General features: G+C 65.0%; 15 protein-coding genes. 4 read left to right on the top strand and 11 right to left on the bottom strand.

The features are described 5' to 3' along the window. Positions 1-37: 37 nt before the first annotated feature. The 3 genes from ggt to Q0082_RS06420 all read left to right on the top strand — a co-directional run bounded on the left by ggt (position 38) and on the right by Q0082_RS06420 (position 3,956). A complete protein-coding gene (ggt, locus tag Q0082_RS06430; protein ID WP_298190987.1) occupies positions 38-1,762 on the top strand; it encodes a gamma-glutamyltransferase in 1,725 nt (574 codons plus the stop codon). 61 nt (positions 1,763-1,823) lie between these two features. Continuing rightward, the gene (locus Q0082_RS06425; protein WP_298191035.1) at positions 1,824-2,312 is read left to right on the top strand and encodes a GNAT family N-acetyltransferase; all 489 of its coding nucleotides are present in this window, start codon (positions 1,824-1,826) and stop codon (positions 2,310-2,312) included. Between the two features lie 126 nt (positions 2,313-2,438). After that, positions 2,439-3,956 carry a phosphomannomutase gene (locus Q0082_RS06420; protein ID WP_298190985.1) on the top strand — a complete coding sequence of 506 codons (1,518 nt, stop codon included), beginning with the start codon at positions 2,439-2,441 and terminating at the stop codon, positions 3,954-3,956. A 208-nt stretch (positions 3,957-4,164) separates the two neighbouring features. Here Q0082_RS06420 and Q0082_RS06415 read toward each other — a convergent pair whose 3' ends face one another. The 4 genes from Q0082_RS06415 to Q0082_RS06400 form a co-directional block, all read right to left on the bottom strand. Beyond that, positions 4,165-5,469, bottom strand: a complete 1,305-nt coding sequence (locus tag Q0082_RS06415; protein WP_298190983.1) for a site-specific integrase — start codon at positions 5,467-5,469, stop codon at positions 4,165-4,167. Then, positions 5,423-5,959, bottom strand: a complete 537-nt coding sequence (locus Q0082_RS06410) for a hypothetical protein (protein WP_298190981.1) — start codon at positions 5,957-5,959, stop codon at positions 5,423-5,425. Before Q0082_RS06410 ends, Q0082_RS06415 begins: the two co-directional genes overlap by 47 nt. Before the next feature lie 93 nt (positions 5,960-6,052). Beyond that, the gene (locus tag Q0082_RS06405; protein WP_298190979.1) at positions 6,053-6,205 is read right to left on the bottom strand and encodes a hypothetical protein; all 153 of its coding nucleotides are present in this window, start codon (positions 6,203-6,205) and stop codon (positions 6,053-6,055) included. Between the two features lie 71 nt (positions 6,206-6,276). Further along, complete coding sequence (locus Q0082_RS06400; protein WP_298190977.1) at positions 6,277-6,798, bottom strand: hypothetical protein; 522 nt, start codon at positions 6,796-6,798, stop codon at positions 6,277-6,279. Positions 6,799-6,935: 137 nt separating this feature from the next. Between Q0082_RS06400 and Q0082_RS06395 the strand changes: the two genes are divergently transcribed. After that, a complete protein-coding gene (locus tag Q0082_RS06395; RefSeq protein ID WP_298190976.1) occupies positions 6,936-7,073 on the top strand; it encodes a hypothetical protein in 138 nt (45 codons plus the stop codon). Here the strand turns inward: Q0082_RS06395 and Q0082_RS06390 are convergent. The 7 genes from Q0082_RS06390 to Q0082_RS06360 all read right to left on the bottom strand — a co-directional run bounded on the left by Q0082_RS06390 (position 7,070) and on the right by Q0082_RS06360 (position 13,176). Beyond that, positions 7,070-7,699 (bottom strand): hypothetical protein, encoded by a 630-nt coding sequence (locus Q0082_RS06390; RefSeq protein WP_298190974.1) that lies wholly within the window; start codon positions 7,697-7,699, stop codon positions 7,070-7,072. The two genes, Q0082_RS06395 and Q0082_RS06390, sit on opposite strands and share 4 nt — an antisense overlap. Positions 7,700-8,020: 321 nt before the next feature. Next, on the bottom strand, positions 8,021-9,490 hold the full coding sequence (locus Q0082_RS06385; protein WP_298190973.1) for a phage major capsid protein: 1,470 nt from the start codon (positions 9,488-9,490) through the stop codon (positions 8,021-8,023). Beyond that, positions 9,487-9,729 (bottom strand): hypothetical protein, encoded by a 243-nt coding sequence (locus Q0082_RS06380; protein WP_298190971.1) that lies wholly within the window; start codon positions 9,727-9,729, stop codon positions 9,487-9,489. Before Q0082_RS06380 ends, Q0082_RS06385 begins: the two co-directional genes overlap by 4 nt. A 111-nt stretch (positions 9,730-9,840) precedes the next feature. After that, complete coding sequence (locus tag Q0082_RS06375; RefSeq protein WP_298190970.1) at positions 9,841-10,077, bottom strand: hypothetical protein; 237 nt, start codon at positions 10,075-10,077, stop codon at positions 9,841-9,843. After that, on the bottom strand, positions 10,074-10,412 hold the full coding sequence (locus tag Q0082_RS06370; RefSeq protein WP_298190969.1) for an HNH endonuclease signature motif containing protein: 339 nt from the start codon (positions 10,410-10,412) through the stop codon (positions 10,074-10,076). Before Q0082_RS06370 ends, Q0082_RS06375 begins: the two co-directional genes overlap by 4 nt. 260 nt (positions 10,413-10,672) lie before the next feature. Continuing rightward, positions 10,673-12,937 (bottom strand): phage/plasmid primase, P4 family, encoded by a 2,265-nt coding sequence (locus Q0082_RS06365; protein WP_298190968.1) that lies wholly within the window; start codon positions 12,935-12,937, stop codon positions 10,673-10,675. After that, positions 12,934-13,176 (bottom strand): hypothetical protein, encoded by a 243-nt coding sequence (locus tag Q0082_RS06360; RefSeq protein ID WP_298190967.1) that lies wholly within the window; start codon positions 13,174-13,176, stop codon positions 12,934-12,936. The genes Q0082_RS06365 and Q0082_RS06360 overlap by 4 nt, the downstream gene beginning before the upstream one ends. Positions 13,177-13,248 lie beyond the last annotated feature (72 nt).

Below are 13,248 nucleotides of genomic sequence, written 5' to 3'. Positions count from 1 at the left end.
CGGCAGGGGCAGAGGTGCGCCTGAGAGGATGACAACCATGGCCCTGCGCAAGACTGCAATCACCGCCCTTGCGGCGCTTTCCCTGCTTTCCGGAACGACCCTCAACGCCGCTTCGCTGGTGCCGGTCGGCGCCGAGCATGGCATGGTCGTCTCCGCGCACCGGTTGGCGAGCGATGCCGGCGTCGAAGTGCTCAAGGAGGGCGGCAACGCGGTCGATGCAGCGATCGCGGTGGCCTATGCGCTGGCGGTGACTTTCCCCGAAGCCGGCAATATTGGCGGCGGCGGGTTCATGACGGTGCGCTTTGCCGATGGCCGCACCAGCTTCATCGACTTCCGCGAAACCGCGCCTGCCGCCGCCACGCCGACAATGTATCAGGACAAGGCGGGCAAGGTGATCCCGCTGCTTTCGACCCGCGGTCACAAGGCGGTCGGCGTGCCGGGGACGGTCGCGGGCCTGGAACTCGCGCGCGAGAAATTCGGCACCCTCTCCCGCGCGCGCCTCATGGCCTCGGCCATCAGCCTTGCGCGTGACGGGTTCGTGCTCGACCGGGGCGACGCCACATTCCTCGCCGAAGGGGCTGAGGATTTCGCCAAGGACCCGGCGAGCGCGGCGATCTTCCTCGACAATGGCAAGCCATTCGAGAAGGGCCACCGCTTCGTGCAGGCCGATCTTGGCCGCATGCTCCAGCTGATCGCCGACAAGGGCGCCGACGTGTTCTACAAGGGCGAGATCGCCGAGATGATCGCCGCCTCCAGCAAGGCGCATGGCGGCATCCTGACCAAAGCCGATTTCGCCGCCTACCGCGCCATCGAGCGCGCGCCGCTGGAGTGCGACTACCGCGGCTATCACGTGATTTCCGCCCCGCCGCCGAGTTCTGGCGGCGTGGTCATCTGCGAAACGCTCAACATCCTTTCGGCCTATCCGATGGGCGAGCTCGGCTGGCATTCGGCGCAGAACGTGCACTACCTGACCGAAGCGCTGCGCCGCGCCTATCATGATCGCAACGTCAACCTTGGCGATCCGGGCTTCGTGAAGGCCGATATCGCCAAGTTCATCTCGCCCGATTATGCGGCGCAGCTGCGCGGCGGGATCAGCGCGGACAAGGCGACGCCTTCCGTCTCGCTCGGCGTACCCGGGCAGAGCCATGAAGGCGCGAGCACCACGCATTTCTCGATCGTCGATGCCGCGGGCAACGCCGTCTCGCTCACCTACACGCTCAATGACTGGTTCGGGGCGCGGGTAACGGCGGATGGTACCGGCATCCTGCTCAACGACGAGATGGACGATTTCTCGGCAAAGCCCGGCGCGCCCAACATGTACGGCCTGGTAGAAGGCGCCAACAACGCCATCGCGCCGGGCAAGCGGCCGCTGTCCTCGATGACGCCGACCATCGTCACCAAGGACGGCAAGCTCGTCATGGTGGTCGGCACCCCCGGCGGGAGCCATATCCCGACGGGTGTGTTGCAAGTCATGCTCAACGTGATCGACCACGGCATGACGATCACCGAGGCGACCGATGCCTCGCGCATCCATGCGCAGTGGCTGCCCGACGTGATCTTCTGGGAGCCCAATGCGCTCAGCGCCGAAACCCGCGCTGCGCTGGAAGCCAAGGGGCACAAGCTGGAGCCGATGCGCTACTGGAACCAGATCGCCGCGATCCTCGTCGGCAGCCCCGCACTGGGTGAGTCGCCGGTCGGGCGCGACCGGCTCTACGGCGCAATCGATCCGCGCCTGCCGGTAGGCAGCGTTGCAGGGTACTGATCGGGTGACGTTTACCCACGCGCTCGCGACCGAGGAGGACCTCCCCGCCCTGCGCGCGCTGATGACGCGCGCGATCGAGGAGCTGCAGCGCGGCTTCCTGACGCCGGAACAGGTGACCGCCAGCCACCAGATCATGGGGCTTGATACCCAGCTGGTGAAAGACCGCACCTACTTCATGATCCTGGAGCCCGACCAAGGTGGGGGCACGCTCGTCGGCTGCGGCGGGTGGAGCTGGCGGGCGACGCTGTTCGGCGGGGACGACAGCATCGTCGCGCGCGAACCGCTGCCGCTCGATCCTGCGAAGGATGCCGCCAAGATCCGCGCGATGTATGTCGACCCGGCCCATGCCCGTCGCGGCATCGGCAAGCGGATCATGGCGCTGTGCGAAGACGCAGCGCGCGCGGCGGGCTTCCGCCGCGTGGAACTGATGGCGACGCTGGCCGGGCTGCCGCTCTATATGGCCTGCGGCTATCAGGAGATCGAGGCCATCGAGGCCACCTCGCGCGAGGGCGTGAAAGTGCCGATCATCCGGATGGGCAAGCCGCTTTAGGGACGCGGGGGGCGGGCTGCGCCGGTGCTGCGGTGAACCGTCCACTTCGGTCTTGAACGCAGTTGCGGTTCGGGCGAAGAGCAGGGCAGGCCTTGCCAGGCACCTGCGCCGGATTGCGGCAACGGAATGGATCGGAACACCCGCATGGCGCAGATCACTGTACGCGACCTCATGGCCGAAAGCGGGGTTGCCTTCGGCACCAGCGGCGCGCGAGGCACGGTCATCGCGATGACCGACCGGGTCTGCTACGGCTACACGCGCGGCTTCCTCTCCTACCTTGCCGGGCTCGGCGAGTTTCCCGCCGGAGGGCGGATCGCGCTGGCCGGAGACTTGCGGCCGAGCACCCCGCGCATCCTCGCCGCCTGCGCGCGGGCGGTGCGCGATTCGGGCGGCGTCCCGGTTTTCTGCGGCTATGTGCCGACCCCCGCACTTGCGCTTTACAGCTTCGCGCAAGGCATCCCCAGTCTGATGGTCACGGGCAGCCACATTCCGGCAGACCGCAACGGCATCAAGTTCTACCGGCCGCACGGCGAAGTGCTCAAGGAAGACGAGGCGGGCATGTCGGCCCAGCTGGTCGACCTGCCAAGCTTCACCTTTACGGCGGAAGGCATGCTGGCCGAGGCGGAAGTGCTGCCGCCGGTGACCGATGTCGAGACCGCGTACGTCCAGCGCTACATCGACCATTTCGGTGCGGGCGCGCTCGGCGGCAAGCGCATCGGGATCTACCAGCATTCCGCGGTGGGCCGCGACATTCTGGCGCGGATCGTCCGCGAGCTTGGCGCCGAGGCCGTGCTGCTCGGCCGCTCGGAGACGTTCATACCCGTCGATACCGAGGCCATCCGCGACGAGGACGTGATCCTGGCGCGCGACTGGGCGAGCCAAGGCGCATTCGATGCCATCATCTCGACCGACGGCGATTCGGATCGCCCGCTGCTCGCCGACGAGACCGGCATCTGGATGCGCGGCGATGTGCTCGGCATCCTTTCTGCAGCGCGCGTGGGCGCAGCGGCGGTCGTCACGCCGGTCAGCAGCAACACCGCGCTCGAACTTTCCGGCCTGTTCCCGCGCTGCCGCCGCACGCGGATCGGTTCGCCTTACGTGATCGCCGCGATGAGCGAGGAGCGCACCACGCCGGGCGAGGTGGTCTGCGGTTACGAGGCAAACGGCGGCTTCCTGCTCGGCTCCGACATTCCCGGTGCGGACGGTACGACGACCACTGCGCTTCCGACGCGCGATGCGGTGCTGCCAATCCTGCTGGTGCTCACGGTCCCCGGCAGCAGCGTTTCGGCGCAGCTCGCCAGCCTGCCGCAGCGGGTGACCTTCAGTGACCGGATCAAGGCGTTTGCGCCGGAGCTGGGCGAGAAGCTGTTCGGCATGCTGCAGGCAGGATCGGCCGAGCAGCAGCTGGCGCTGCAGACCGACCTGTTTGGCGCCTCCGCCGGCGAGGCCAGCACGATCGACGCAACCGACGGCATCCGCACGACCTTTGCCAGCGGCGAGATCATCCACTTGCGCCGATCCGGCAACGCCCCCGAACTGCGCTGCTATACGGAGGCGGACAGCGAGGCCCGTGCAGTCACCCTGAACCGGGAAGCCCTCACCAGCGTGAAGGCGGCGCTTGGTCTCTCCCACGCTGAAAGCTGAACGCAGCCGCATCCGCCACCTGCAAGGCTGCACAAATCGGCAAATGAGAGGAAACTGGCGCACCCGACAGGATTCGAACCTGTGGCCTCTGCCTTCGGAGGGCCTGCCAAGACTGAATTTGCACGGTTTTTCGCCGCGCGTTCCCGCTTTGAACCCGTGAACGGAACGGGAATTGACGTTCGTTGCTCGCACATAACTCGCACAGCTCCTATCTCCGATCAGCCGCCGCGAGGGCCGCGTGCATGTGGTCGGGATGATGGTGGGCATAGAGGGCGCTTGTCCGGGCGTCGGTGTGCCCAAGCCAACCGCCGATGTCGTGAAGTGGCACGCCGCGTTGCGCCATCCAGGTGCCGCAAGTGTGCCGCAGCGTGTGGGGTGTGACGCCGATCAGCGCAGCCTTCTTGCACGCGCCGCCGAAGCTGCCTTGCCCGCGATGTTCCGGGTCGCCATCCCACGCGCCACCAATGTCTTTGATGCGCGCGCCGCTGTCATGCACGACATAGCCAAGATCGGTGCCGCGCTGCCTTGCGAGCCGCAGGAAGGTCAGGAGTCGTTTAGGTATAGGCATTGCGCGCACCTTGCGCTTGGTCGTCCGCCGTGTGCCGATCGGCGCAAAGTCAATCCGGCCCGCATCGAGGTCTACCTGCGGCCAGCGGAGCGACAGGATCGCCTCTTTGCGCGCGCCGGTGTAGAGCCCGATCAGGATGAACAAGGGCAGGTAAAGGCGAACATTGGCATAGCTGTTGCGCGCCGCGTTCAGCAGCGCTGCCGCCTCGCTCTGTGTCAGCCAACGGTCTTTGCCTTCGGGTGCTTCGGGCAAGTAAACGTGCGGTGCGAGTGTAAGTCGCCTTGCCTTTTGGGCGAATATAAGCGCCGCGCGCAATGTGGCGAGCTCGCGCCGAAGCGTAGCCGGGGCTTTGCCGCGCCACTGGCAGTAGGCTCCACAGGTTTCTTCCGTGATCGCTGAAACCTTGTCGCCTGCCCAGAAATCCAGCAAGGGAGATAGAGCGAAACCAATGCGGGCTGGATCAGCCACCTTAGGCGCGCGCACGGTGCCATAGTAGTCAAGCGCGCTTTCGATCAAGTATTCGTCCGGTTCGGCCGGCCCTGCCGGGCGTGCAGCAAGCTCACGCTCCCGGAGGAAGGCGGCGAGCTGCGCTTCAGCCTCTCGGCTGTCTGTCGTGCCAGTGCTGCGGCGGCGCTGCCTCCCGGCCTCATACCAGACGATGTAGAGGCCGGGACGCCCCTTGACGGATTCGAGGCGGGCTCCACGGTTGACTCGGGGCATGAGGAAGTCTCCTGCGCTGCAATCCATGCCAGCGCCTTTTCGCGAGGGTAGAGGTACGCCTTGCCCATCTTCACCGTAGGCAATCCGCGCGCTCGCATAGTGCGCACGGTCCGCGCCGTTATGCCGCCGATGATCTCGGCAAGCTCCGTGTCCGTCACGTAGAGGCCAGCGCCGCTCATTAGGAAAGCTCACCCGCATCATCGCCTGCAGGCTGATTTTGCGCAAAGTCGAGGGCCATTTGGTCGAGCACCGCACCGCCAATGAAGCCAATCGGGCCAGCAAAGGCCTGCCCCTGCGCGTCCGGATTGAAGCCGTGCGCAGTCCAGTGGGCGGGCGCAAAGAAATGACGGGTCAAACCATCGCGCAGCGCCATCCGTGCCATAGGGCGGCCCGGAAAAAGGTAGACGCATTGGATAGAGTGCGCCTTGTCGGTATCGCTGACCGCGTGCGCCAGAACTTTCAGAAGTTGCAGGCCGTCCGCATCGACCGTTTTGGCAAGTCCCATTGCAGTCTCGACAGCATCCGCCACCTTGCCGCCAGCGCCAACCGCGATCGTAAACAAGGCAATCTCGACCTCGTTGGCATCAGGCGCATATGGTCCGCGCCCACCCTTCGGAAGCAGGCCAGCGCCGCGAAGCTGCGTTGCAATCGCCTCGACGCGCTTGTCGGCCAGATCATAAAGGGACAGGTTACGTTGTGCAGCGGCGATCTTCATGGCTTCATTCCTCGTTTTCAGGAAAGATAATCCCTGCGCGGAATATGTCAATCCTGAAAACGAGGAATGTCGTTTAAACTCCGCCAACCGCGATCATGCAGCCGGGGCCAGCACATGCAGCGCGGTGTTGACGCCGTCCTCATCGCACTGGCCGTGCGGGTCGTCCTCTTCGAGGTCAGGATCACCGCCCATTGCGTCCAAAAGCGCGATCAGGGCTTCGATGGTGTTGCCGATCAGTTCGGCCACGTTTGCGCCCTGGAGGGCCGCAGGAGAGCGCCCAGCGTTGTTTGCGGGCGTGAGTGCTGCAGATGCCATGATCACGCCTCCCGCGCTTCGTTGCGGGCGAGGATCAGCGCTTCGACCGCAGGGCGCCCGCCGCGCACCTCCAGTTCGACCAGCCAATCGCTCATCATGTCCTTGTCGTGCGTCCAGAACAGGAACACTTTGTCGTCCCGCACAACCCAGCCGCCGCCCAGGCGTTCGAAGCGCTGCAGCCAGTAGGCCGGATCGAACAAGCGCGAAGGGCCGCCGCCGGTCAGCCGGATCAGGTCGGCAAAGAGGCTCCGCACGCTGGCGTCGGACGGAATGCTGTCGAGGGCGTCAAAAACGATATCGGCTTTGGTGCGCAGCTCTTCGATGTTGGCCACCGGTTCGCGCATGACGCCGCGCTCGGCATGGCAAAGCGCATCGGCTAGCAGGTCGTTTGCTTCGTCGCTGTCGTCCGGTTCGGTGCGCAGCTTGTTCAGGGCGTAGTGGTAGCGCTGCACCGCCTGTTCAAAGCGCGTCGGACGTGCGGGATTGCTGCGGACAGAGTCCGCCTTTACGGTCAGGTCAGCCATGTTCGTTCCTTCGGTGAACGTGTGTGGTTAGGGCCGACGCTCGGGGCCTAATCCTTGCGTCGGCTCGCCTTATCTGACATTATCAATTCATGTCGTCAATTGGTAATGTCAGAAAATCAGCGCGAGGGCGTCCGCCGGTGAATGCAACGCCGGTGACGGTGCGCATTCCCCCCGATCAGCTTGCCGCGCTCGATACGTGGATTGCGGCCCAGCCCGATCAGCCATCGCGCCCGGAAGCTGTCCGCCGGTTGCTGGCGATCACGCTTGAAGCCTAAGGCCGGATCACTTCGCCCACGCGGTCGGGCCACTGACGCACCGCAGACGACACAACGCCGCCGCGCTGCACTCTGATTTCCACCACTTCGCCGCCAATGCCGTAAGTTGTCCCGTAGCCTGGCGTATCCATGAGGGAAGCGCGCTGCCGGTCGATCAGCGCCAGCATTCGGTCCCTGTCGAAGCCGTCGCGCGCCGCGTCCAAATATTCCACGCTCTCGTTGCTGGAACAGGCGAAAGAGGCGAGTTGCACCGCCTCAAAGGGCTTTGCGTATCCCAGATCGTCGGTTGCGATGATCAGCAGCTCGGGGCCGGTTTCGGGATAGTTGCAGCCGATCAGCAAGCGGCCAACCTGCACATGGTCCCGCGCTGCCTCTGCTAGCCAATCCTGACACGCGCCCAGCACGTCGCCGGATGATGGCAGGCCGTGCGGACCAAACCGCGCTAGGGCTTCTGCCAGCGGGACGATGCCTTGCGCCCGATCAGGTTGTTCGATCAGTGTCGCCGTTACCGCGTAGGGCGCTGCAACGCCGTGAATTGCTTTCGAGGCAAATGCCCAGACTTTCGCGCTCGGCAATTCGAGAACCGCCGTGTCGCAATACAGGCGGACTTCGTCCTGCCAGATCATCCCGTTTTGCAGTGTCATAGGTTTCCCCTCTTGGGATGATGCCCAGCGCCGAAGGCTTGGCCGGTGCGCCTGCGACTTGGGCAATCGTTGCCCAAGCGATGCCCGAACCGGCAACGCCTGCCGTGGAACCCAATGCCGCCACGCCGAACGCGCCGAGACCGGTCGCTATCAGCGCGGCTGCGCCCGCGATCACCGCCACAATGCGCAAAACTTTCGCCATTTCAGATTCTCCGCAAATGGAACCGGCGGCGGCTCCGCATCGCATGAACCGCCGCCGGGTGAGCGTAGCGCTTGGAGCGGCCACGCTACGCTCAGGGGGTCTTAGGGGATGATGCCCTTCAGGCGGCTGAAGCTTTCCTTGTGGGCAAGCTGCACATCGCAGCGAGCATGCACCGCAAGGGCAATCTGCCCATTGTCCGCGTAGAGCTGGTCCAGCACCTGAATCGTGATGTTCTCCCGCATGCCGATGATCAGCTCGCGGAAATCACCAAAGACGACCGAAGAGGCATTCGTGGCGCTGCCCTGCGTTTCCGTGATCGGCGCGGCGGTCGTCATCAGCATCGGTACTGCGGCCAGCATCGAAGGCAGCGTAACCGGCATGCCCTGGCCGTCCTTCAGCTTCTGCAGTGCGATCATCGTGCGGGGATGGAGGATCGCGGCGGTCGGGGCCGAAGCGTTGTCGAGCAGCATCTCGTAAATCGCGTCGAGCATTTTGTCGGTGTTCAGGACGGCGCCGTTGGTGCCCATCGAGACTTCGTTGATCCCGCTGGTCCCGGTGATGCCGGTCGGGCTGTTGCTCGAACCGTCGCCGAAGATCGCCGCACGGTCGATTTCCAGCGCCATCGCGCGCGAGAGCGCCTGTTCGATCATCGTGCCAGCGTTGGCCGTGTCCTGCGCCAGTTCTCGGCTGATTTTCACGATGCCGGCCAGCGATTTCGCCGTCAGCAGCACGCGCCCGAAGGTCGGATCGCCTTCGGCCAGTGCTGCATTTTCAGCGCGCCAGCCGATCGTCGGATCGGTTTCGAGGCGGGCCATTGCAAGGGTCGCGCTTGTCATCGGAACCGTCAGCGCGCCTGCCTTGATCGCCACAGACTGCGACCGCAGCCGGTCAATGAACATGGTCGCGAGCGGGGTCGGGACGGTATAGCCGCCTGCAGAATTGGTGCCTTCAGCCAGAGCGCGGCGCTCCGATTCGTTGCGCGGGCCGGTGATCATCGCGCGCACGGTATCGCCCAGTGCAGGGCCGCTGGCGCGCTGGTCGCCAAAGCGTTCGGTAGGCCGCAGCACGCGAATCGGATTGCCGCGATCATCGGTCCATGCGTGATTGGAACGCTGCGACCACACGCGGGCAAACTCGTCGCTTTCCGTCAGGGCAACGCCCGTGGTCGTGATGGCCTCGCCCATGCCGGGACGTGCCGCCGCGCGGGTTGCTTCGCTCTCTTCGGCGCTGCGCTCCTCGTCGATGTCGAGGTCGACCAGAGCCAAGTCACGCATGACAGCGTCGTGCTTCCGTTCGAGCTCTTTCGAGAGGGTGTCGCTTCCATTCGGATTGTATGCCTCTGCCCTCAGTTCATGAAGTGTTGAGCGCGCTTCATGAATCAGACCAATGCGCTTGCGCCGCAGTTCATTTAGCATTTGGGTCATGTTCGATTCCGTGTCTGCGGGGCAAAGCTTCAGTGCGGAGGCCTGCCCCTTGTGTGGGGGAGCGCGGGAAGGAAGCTCCTGCGGGCCTCCGCTGTCGAGACAGCGGGAAATACGAACGCCGCTAGCACGAATCCCGTCGCCGGTCAATGCGCCATCGCTGCCAGCAGATCGCGCTCGATCACGTCCGCCAGATCGCGCAGGCGCTCGACCGTCCCGACTAGGCCAAGGTGCTGCAGCATCACCTCGCCCATCGCCATCGCCGCCAGCTCGGCCAGATCGCCGCCGGGCATGCCCTTGCGCTGGCCTATCGCCAGAACCGCCAATGCAAGCTGACGCGAGGTTGCGATCATTTCGGCAAGCGGTGTTTCATCATGGTTCGGTTGCATAGGGCCTCCTGATGCCAGCCTCGCGCGCGCGTTCCGCCTGCGCGCGCGAGGAAAGTGGGCTTTGCGTTAAAGCGAATGAGGTACCGTGGTGCTGAGATCGGCCGGTTTTGCTCATGATCCACCCCCTGGGGTGCCATTGCCGCACCGCCTGACGAATGCGCGCCTCTTGGCCTCATTCGCCCGGTCATCCGGCGCAGCGAGGTAAAGCACCCACGTTGCGCTGCCATCGGCGCTGTCTTTGCCGCGATGGCCGATCACCTTGGCCTTGCCCAGCCAACCAGACAGCACACGCTGCCCTTCGTCGTTGGTCCGTTCGATCAGGCGGGTGAGAGGGACGTGCGCGCTCATTGGTCGATTGGCCAACCATCGCTGCCAAACGCGCGCTTTGGCCTCGCGCCGTTGTCGAGCAGCGTCTTGTCGCGGTGGCAAGGTGTGCAGATCGAGCGCAAGTTGTCCGCGTCATCCGTGCCGCCTTTGGCCTTCGGCACGATGTGGTCGACTTCCGTCGCCGGGGTGAGTTGGCCCTTGGCCAGACAGGGCTGGCACAAGTGCTTGTCGCGGGCGAGGATCAGCGGGCGAAGCTTCACCCAATGCGCGCCGTAGCCGCGTTCCTGTCGAGACTTGCCGCCGTGATTCCAGCCGGTGCGGGCTGTAGCGCTGTTGCGCGGGGTGCTATTGCGCATGTCGCTCTAATCCTTCGATTTTCCGGGGTTTGACCCCCATGTTTCCAACTGCGGATGCGAGAATTTTGGATGGGGCGCGGTGCTGCTTGGGAAGGCCAGAGAGGGCGATCCACCCCTCGGGGGGCTGCGCAGAGCCGCGTGCGATCATGGATCGAAGTTGTGACGGATAGGCCGGGAGTGACGGATAGTGACGGGTCAACCCCATAAGCTCACACACACGCACGCGCGCACGCGTGTCAGGATAACAGGTAGAAGCGTCACTATCCGTCACAAGCGTCACTCCCGCTCCTGCGAAGTGCCAAGCCATCGTACTTGCGCAGCCCGCCCGGTGCGCGCCCATGAGTGAAACCGCGCTTTGTCAGCCGCCCGCTAAACCCTTTCGCGCTGCCTGCATCGTCGCCTGCCTCGCGTGCATAATCGCGCCAGCTATTGAAAAGCGGGGTCGCCAGCTCCCACTTGTCGCGGCCCACAACGCACCTTTCGCCAAGCCATTGGCCGAACAGATCCTGCTCCTCGAAGTAGTTGGCGGTCGCTGCCTTGACCGCGTTGGGGCGAAGCAGTCCGTTCTCCTGCCAGTCGAGGCAACCGACGATTGCCCATGCCAGAATGCGCCCATGCTCGGCGCGCAGCTTTGCCTCCAATTCCCGATCAGGATTCGCGGGCGTGTTGATGAACGGCACGATGTTGAAGCGGCGCTTCATGGCGTCGTCTACGTTGGCCAGTTGCGGCGCGTGGTTGCCCGCGATCGTGAGCTTGAACTGCGGTTTGAAGGTGAAGTTGTCCTGCCTCATGAAGTTGGCCGTAATCGGGTCACCGCCGGTCATCTGTTTGACCTTGGCCTCAGCCCATGCGCGCCCTTCCTCGGTCTCGCTCGCTGTTACCAGACGCGCGCCCGCCAGCATGGCAAGCTCGGTCCGGTGCCGGTCGAACTTCGATGCGGTGAAGGTCTCCATTGCCGCCGTGACAGCATAGTCGCCCATGATAGCGATCAGCGTATTGATCAGCACGCTCTTGCCGTTGCCGCCGGGGCCAAAGACAAATGCAAGGGCATGTTCGCGGGTGTCGCCGGTTAGCGCGTAGCCGAACCATTGCTGGATAAACCGGATGGTCTCCGCGTCGCCGCCCAGGCTTTCATCCAGAAAACGCAGCCACAGATCGGGCGTGCCGGATTCCGGTGCGCAGCCTGCAAGCTTCGTGATGTGGTCGCTAGGCCGGGGAGTGCGCAGCTTGCCAGTGTGCAGATCGAGCGTGCCCGCCGGGGTGCCCAGTAGCATCGGATCGGTATCCCAGACGCTAGCGTCAACCGCGTGCGCTTCATCGGCACGCGCAAACCGTTCAACGCCTGCAGCGAAGTTGGCCTTACCTGCTGCATTCATCTGGCGCGCCACCTTGCGCGCGTAGGTGAAAGCCCGGTGCTTGCCGTCCTTGCGCCACCGCGTGCCGTCCCATTCAAACCAGCGATCTACATCGTGATCAAACCGGAGATTGTCGCGGTGCCGCTCGGTAAATTCGAGCGCAACGTCATCCTCGCTCGGCTCCTTGTCCTTGGCGTTCTTGCGCTGCACCTTTTTCGGCGCTGCCTCGTCCTCCGGCTCGGCGCGCTCCCACTTGCGCCGCGCGTCCGAGATCATGCCGCGCATCGTGTCGCGGGTTTCCTCGACCGTGTAGCCGTCCAGAGTGAGGCAATCGGCCATCGCCAGGATCTCCACTGTCCCGCGTCCTTTCCCGACCAGGTGCGCAGTCAGCGCGAGCATGTTGTTGTGCCAGCCATCGCCGCGCCGGATTCTCGCGATCAGGTCGGCGGTCTTGGTACGCTGGCGCTCCGGCAGATCGTCCGCCGCGCTGGCCTTGCCGGTCGGCTTCGCAGGCGGAAACGCCTCGACCAGTTCGGCCACCGCATAACGCTGCCCGGTGTCCTCCTGAATCCATCCCGCCATGCAGGCCACGCAACCGCGTTCCCGCTTGGTCCGGTTCGGATAGTTCACGCTGCCGGGCAGGCGCATCAGCCGGTCGATGTTGTGGCAGTCGTCCGCGCCCAGCGTAGTGCGCAGCGCCACGTTGACGCCCTCCACCGGCTGCCAATCGCGCGCCGGTTGGTCGAGCAACCAGACAGGCTGCACGCCGTTGCCGGTGTCGAGGATCAGGGAAGGCGCACAAGGCAGTGCAGTGAGCGCTGCAGCCGCGCCGGCCTTGTCCCATGCGCTGCCATCCTTCGGCGGGTCGAGGTCGCAATGCGCGCCGCGCGCCGCCTGAATGTCGCTCTTGCGCGGCTTCGTGCCGGTGCCGGTGCCGGGGCCGACATAGTTCAACGTCCAGTAGACGCCCGAACCGTTGCCGTTGACCTTCGCTGCCCAATCGAGAGCCGCGTCCACGTCGCTGCCGAAATAGCGCCCGGTCGGCATGGTGCCCTTCGGCGCGTCGGGCTGGATGGCGACAAGGTGGATATGGTCGAGCCGGTCGAGCAGCTTGCGCGCGTCGTCGCGGTTGAACGCGAGGAAGGCCTGCGGATCAGGATGCACCGTCATGCCGCTGTGCTCCCCATCGGAGGCAGATCGGCGCAAATGATGATCGGCAAACCCTGCCGAACCTCGCGCCGCAGCAGTGCTTGCCGGACCAGCTTGTACGGGCCGACGTCGGTGCGGTCGGGGCCTTCGTCCGCAGGGTCGCGCCCGCCGATCAGCATCCCGATCCAGCCGCCGCTATCGTGCCGCAGGATTGCCCACGAGCGCACCGGGGTCGCCGGGGACTTGATCACCGCGCTCATGCCGCACCGCCAAACGCGAGAGCCGCGAGCATGGTTGCCAGCTCGGGGCGGATCGAATGAAGGCTGGCAAGG

Source organism: Novosphingobium sp. (assembly GCF_027489515.1).
In the GTDB taxonomy this organism is placed as follows: domain Bacteria; phylum Pseudomonadota; class Alphaproteobacteria; order Sphingomonadales; family Sphingomonadaceae; genus Novosphingobium.
The sequence above is the reverse complement of the archived record's forward strand: the minus strand, read 5'-3'. Positions and strand labels throughout refer to the sequence as shown.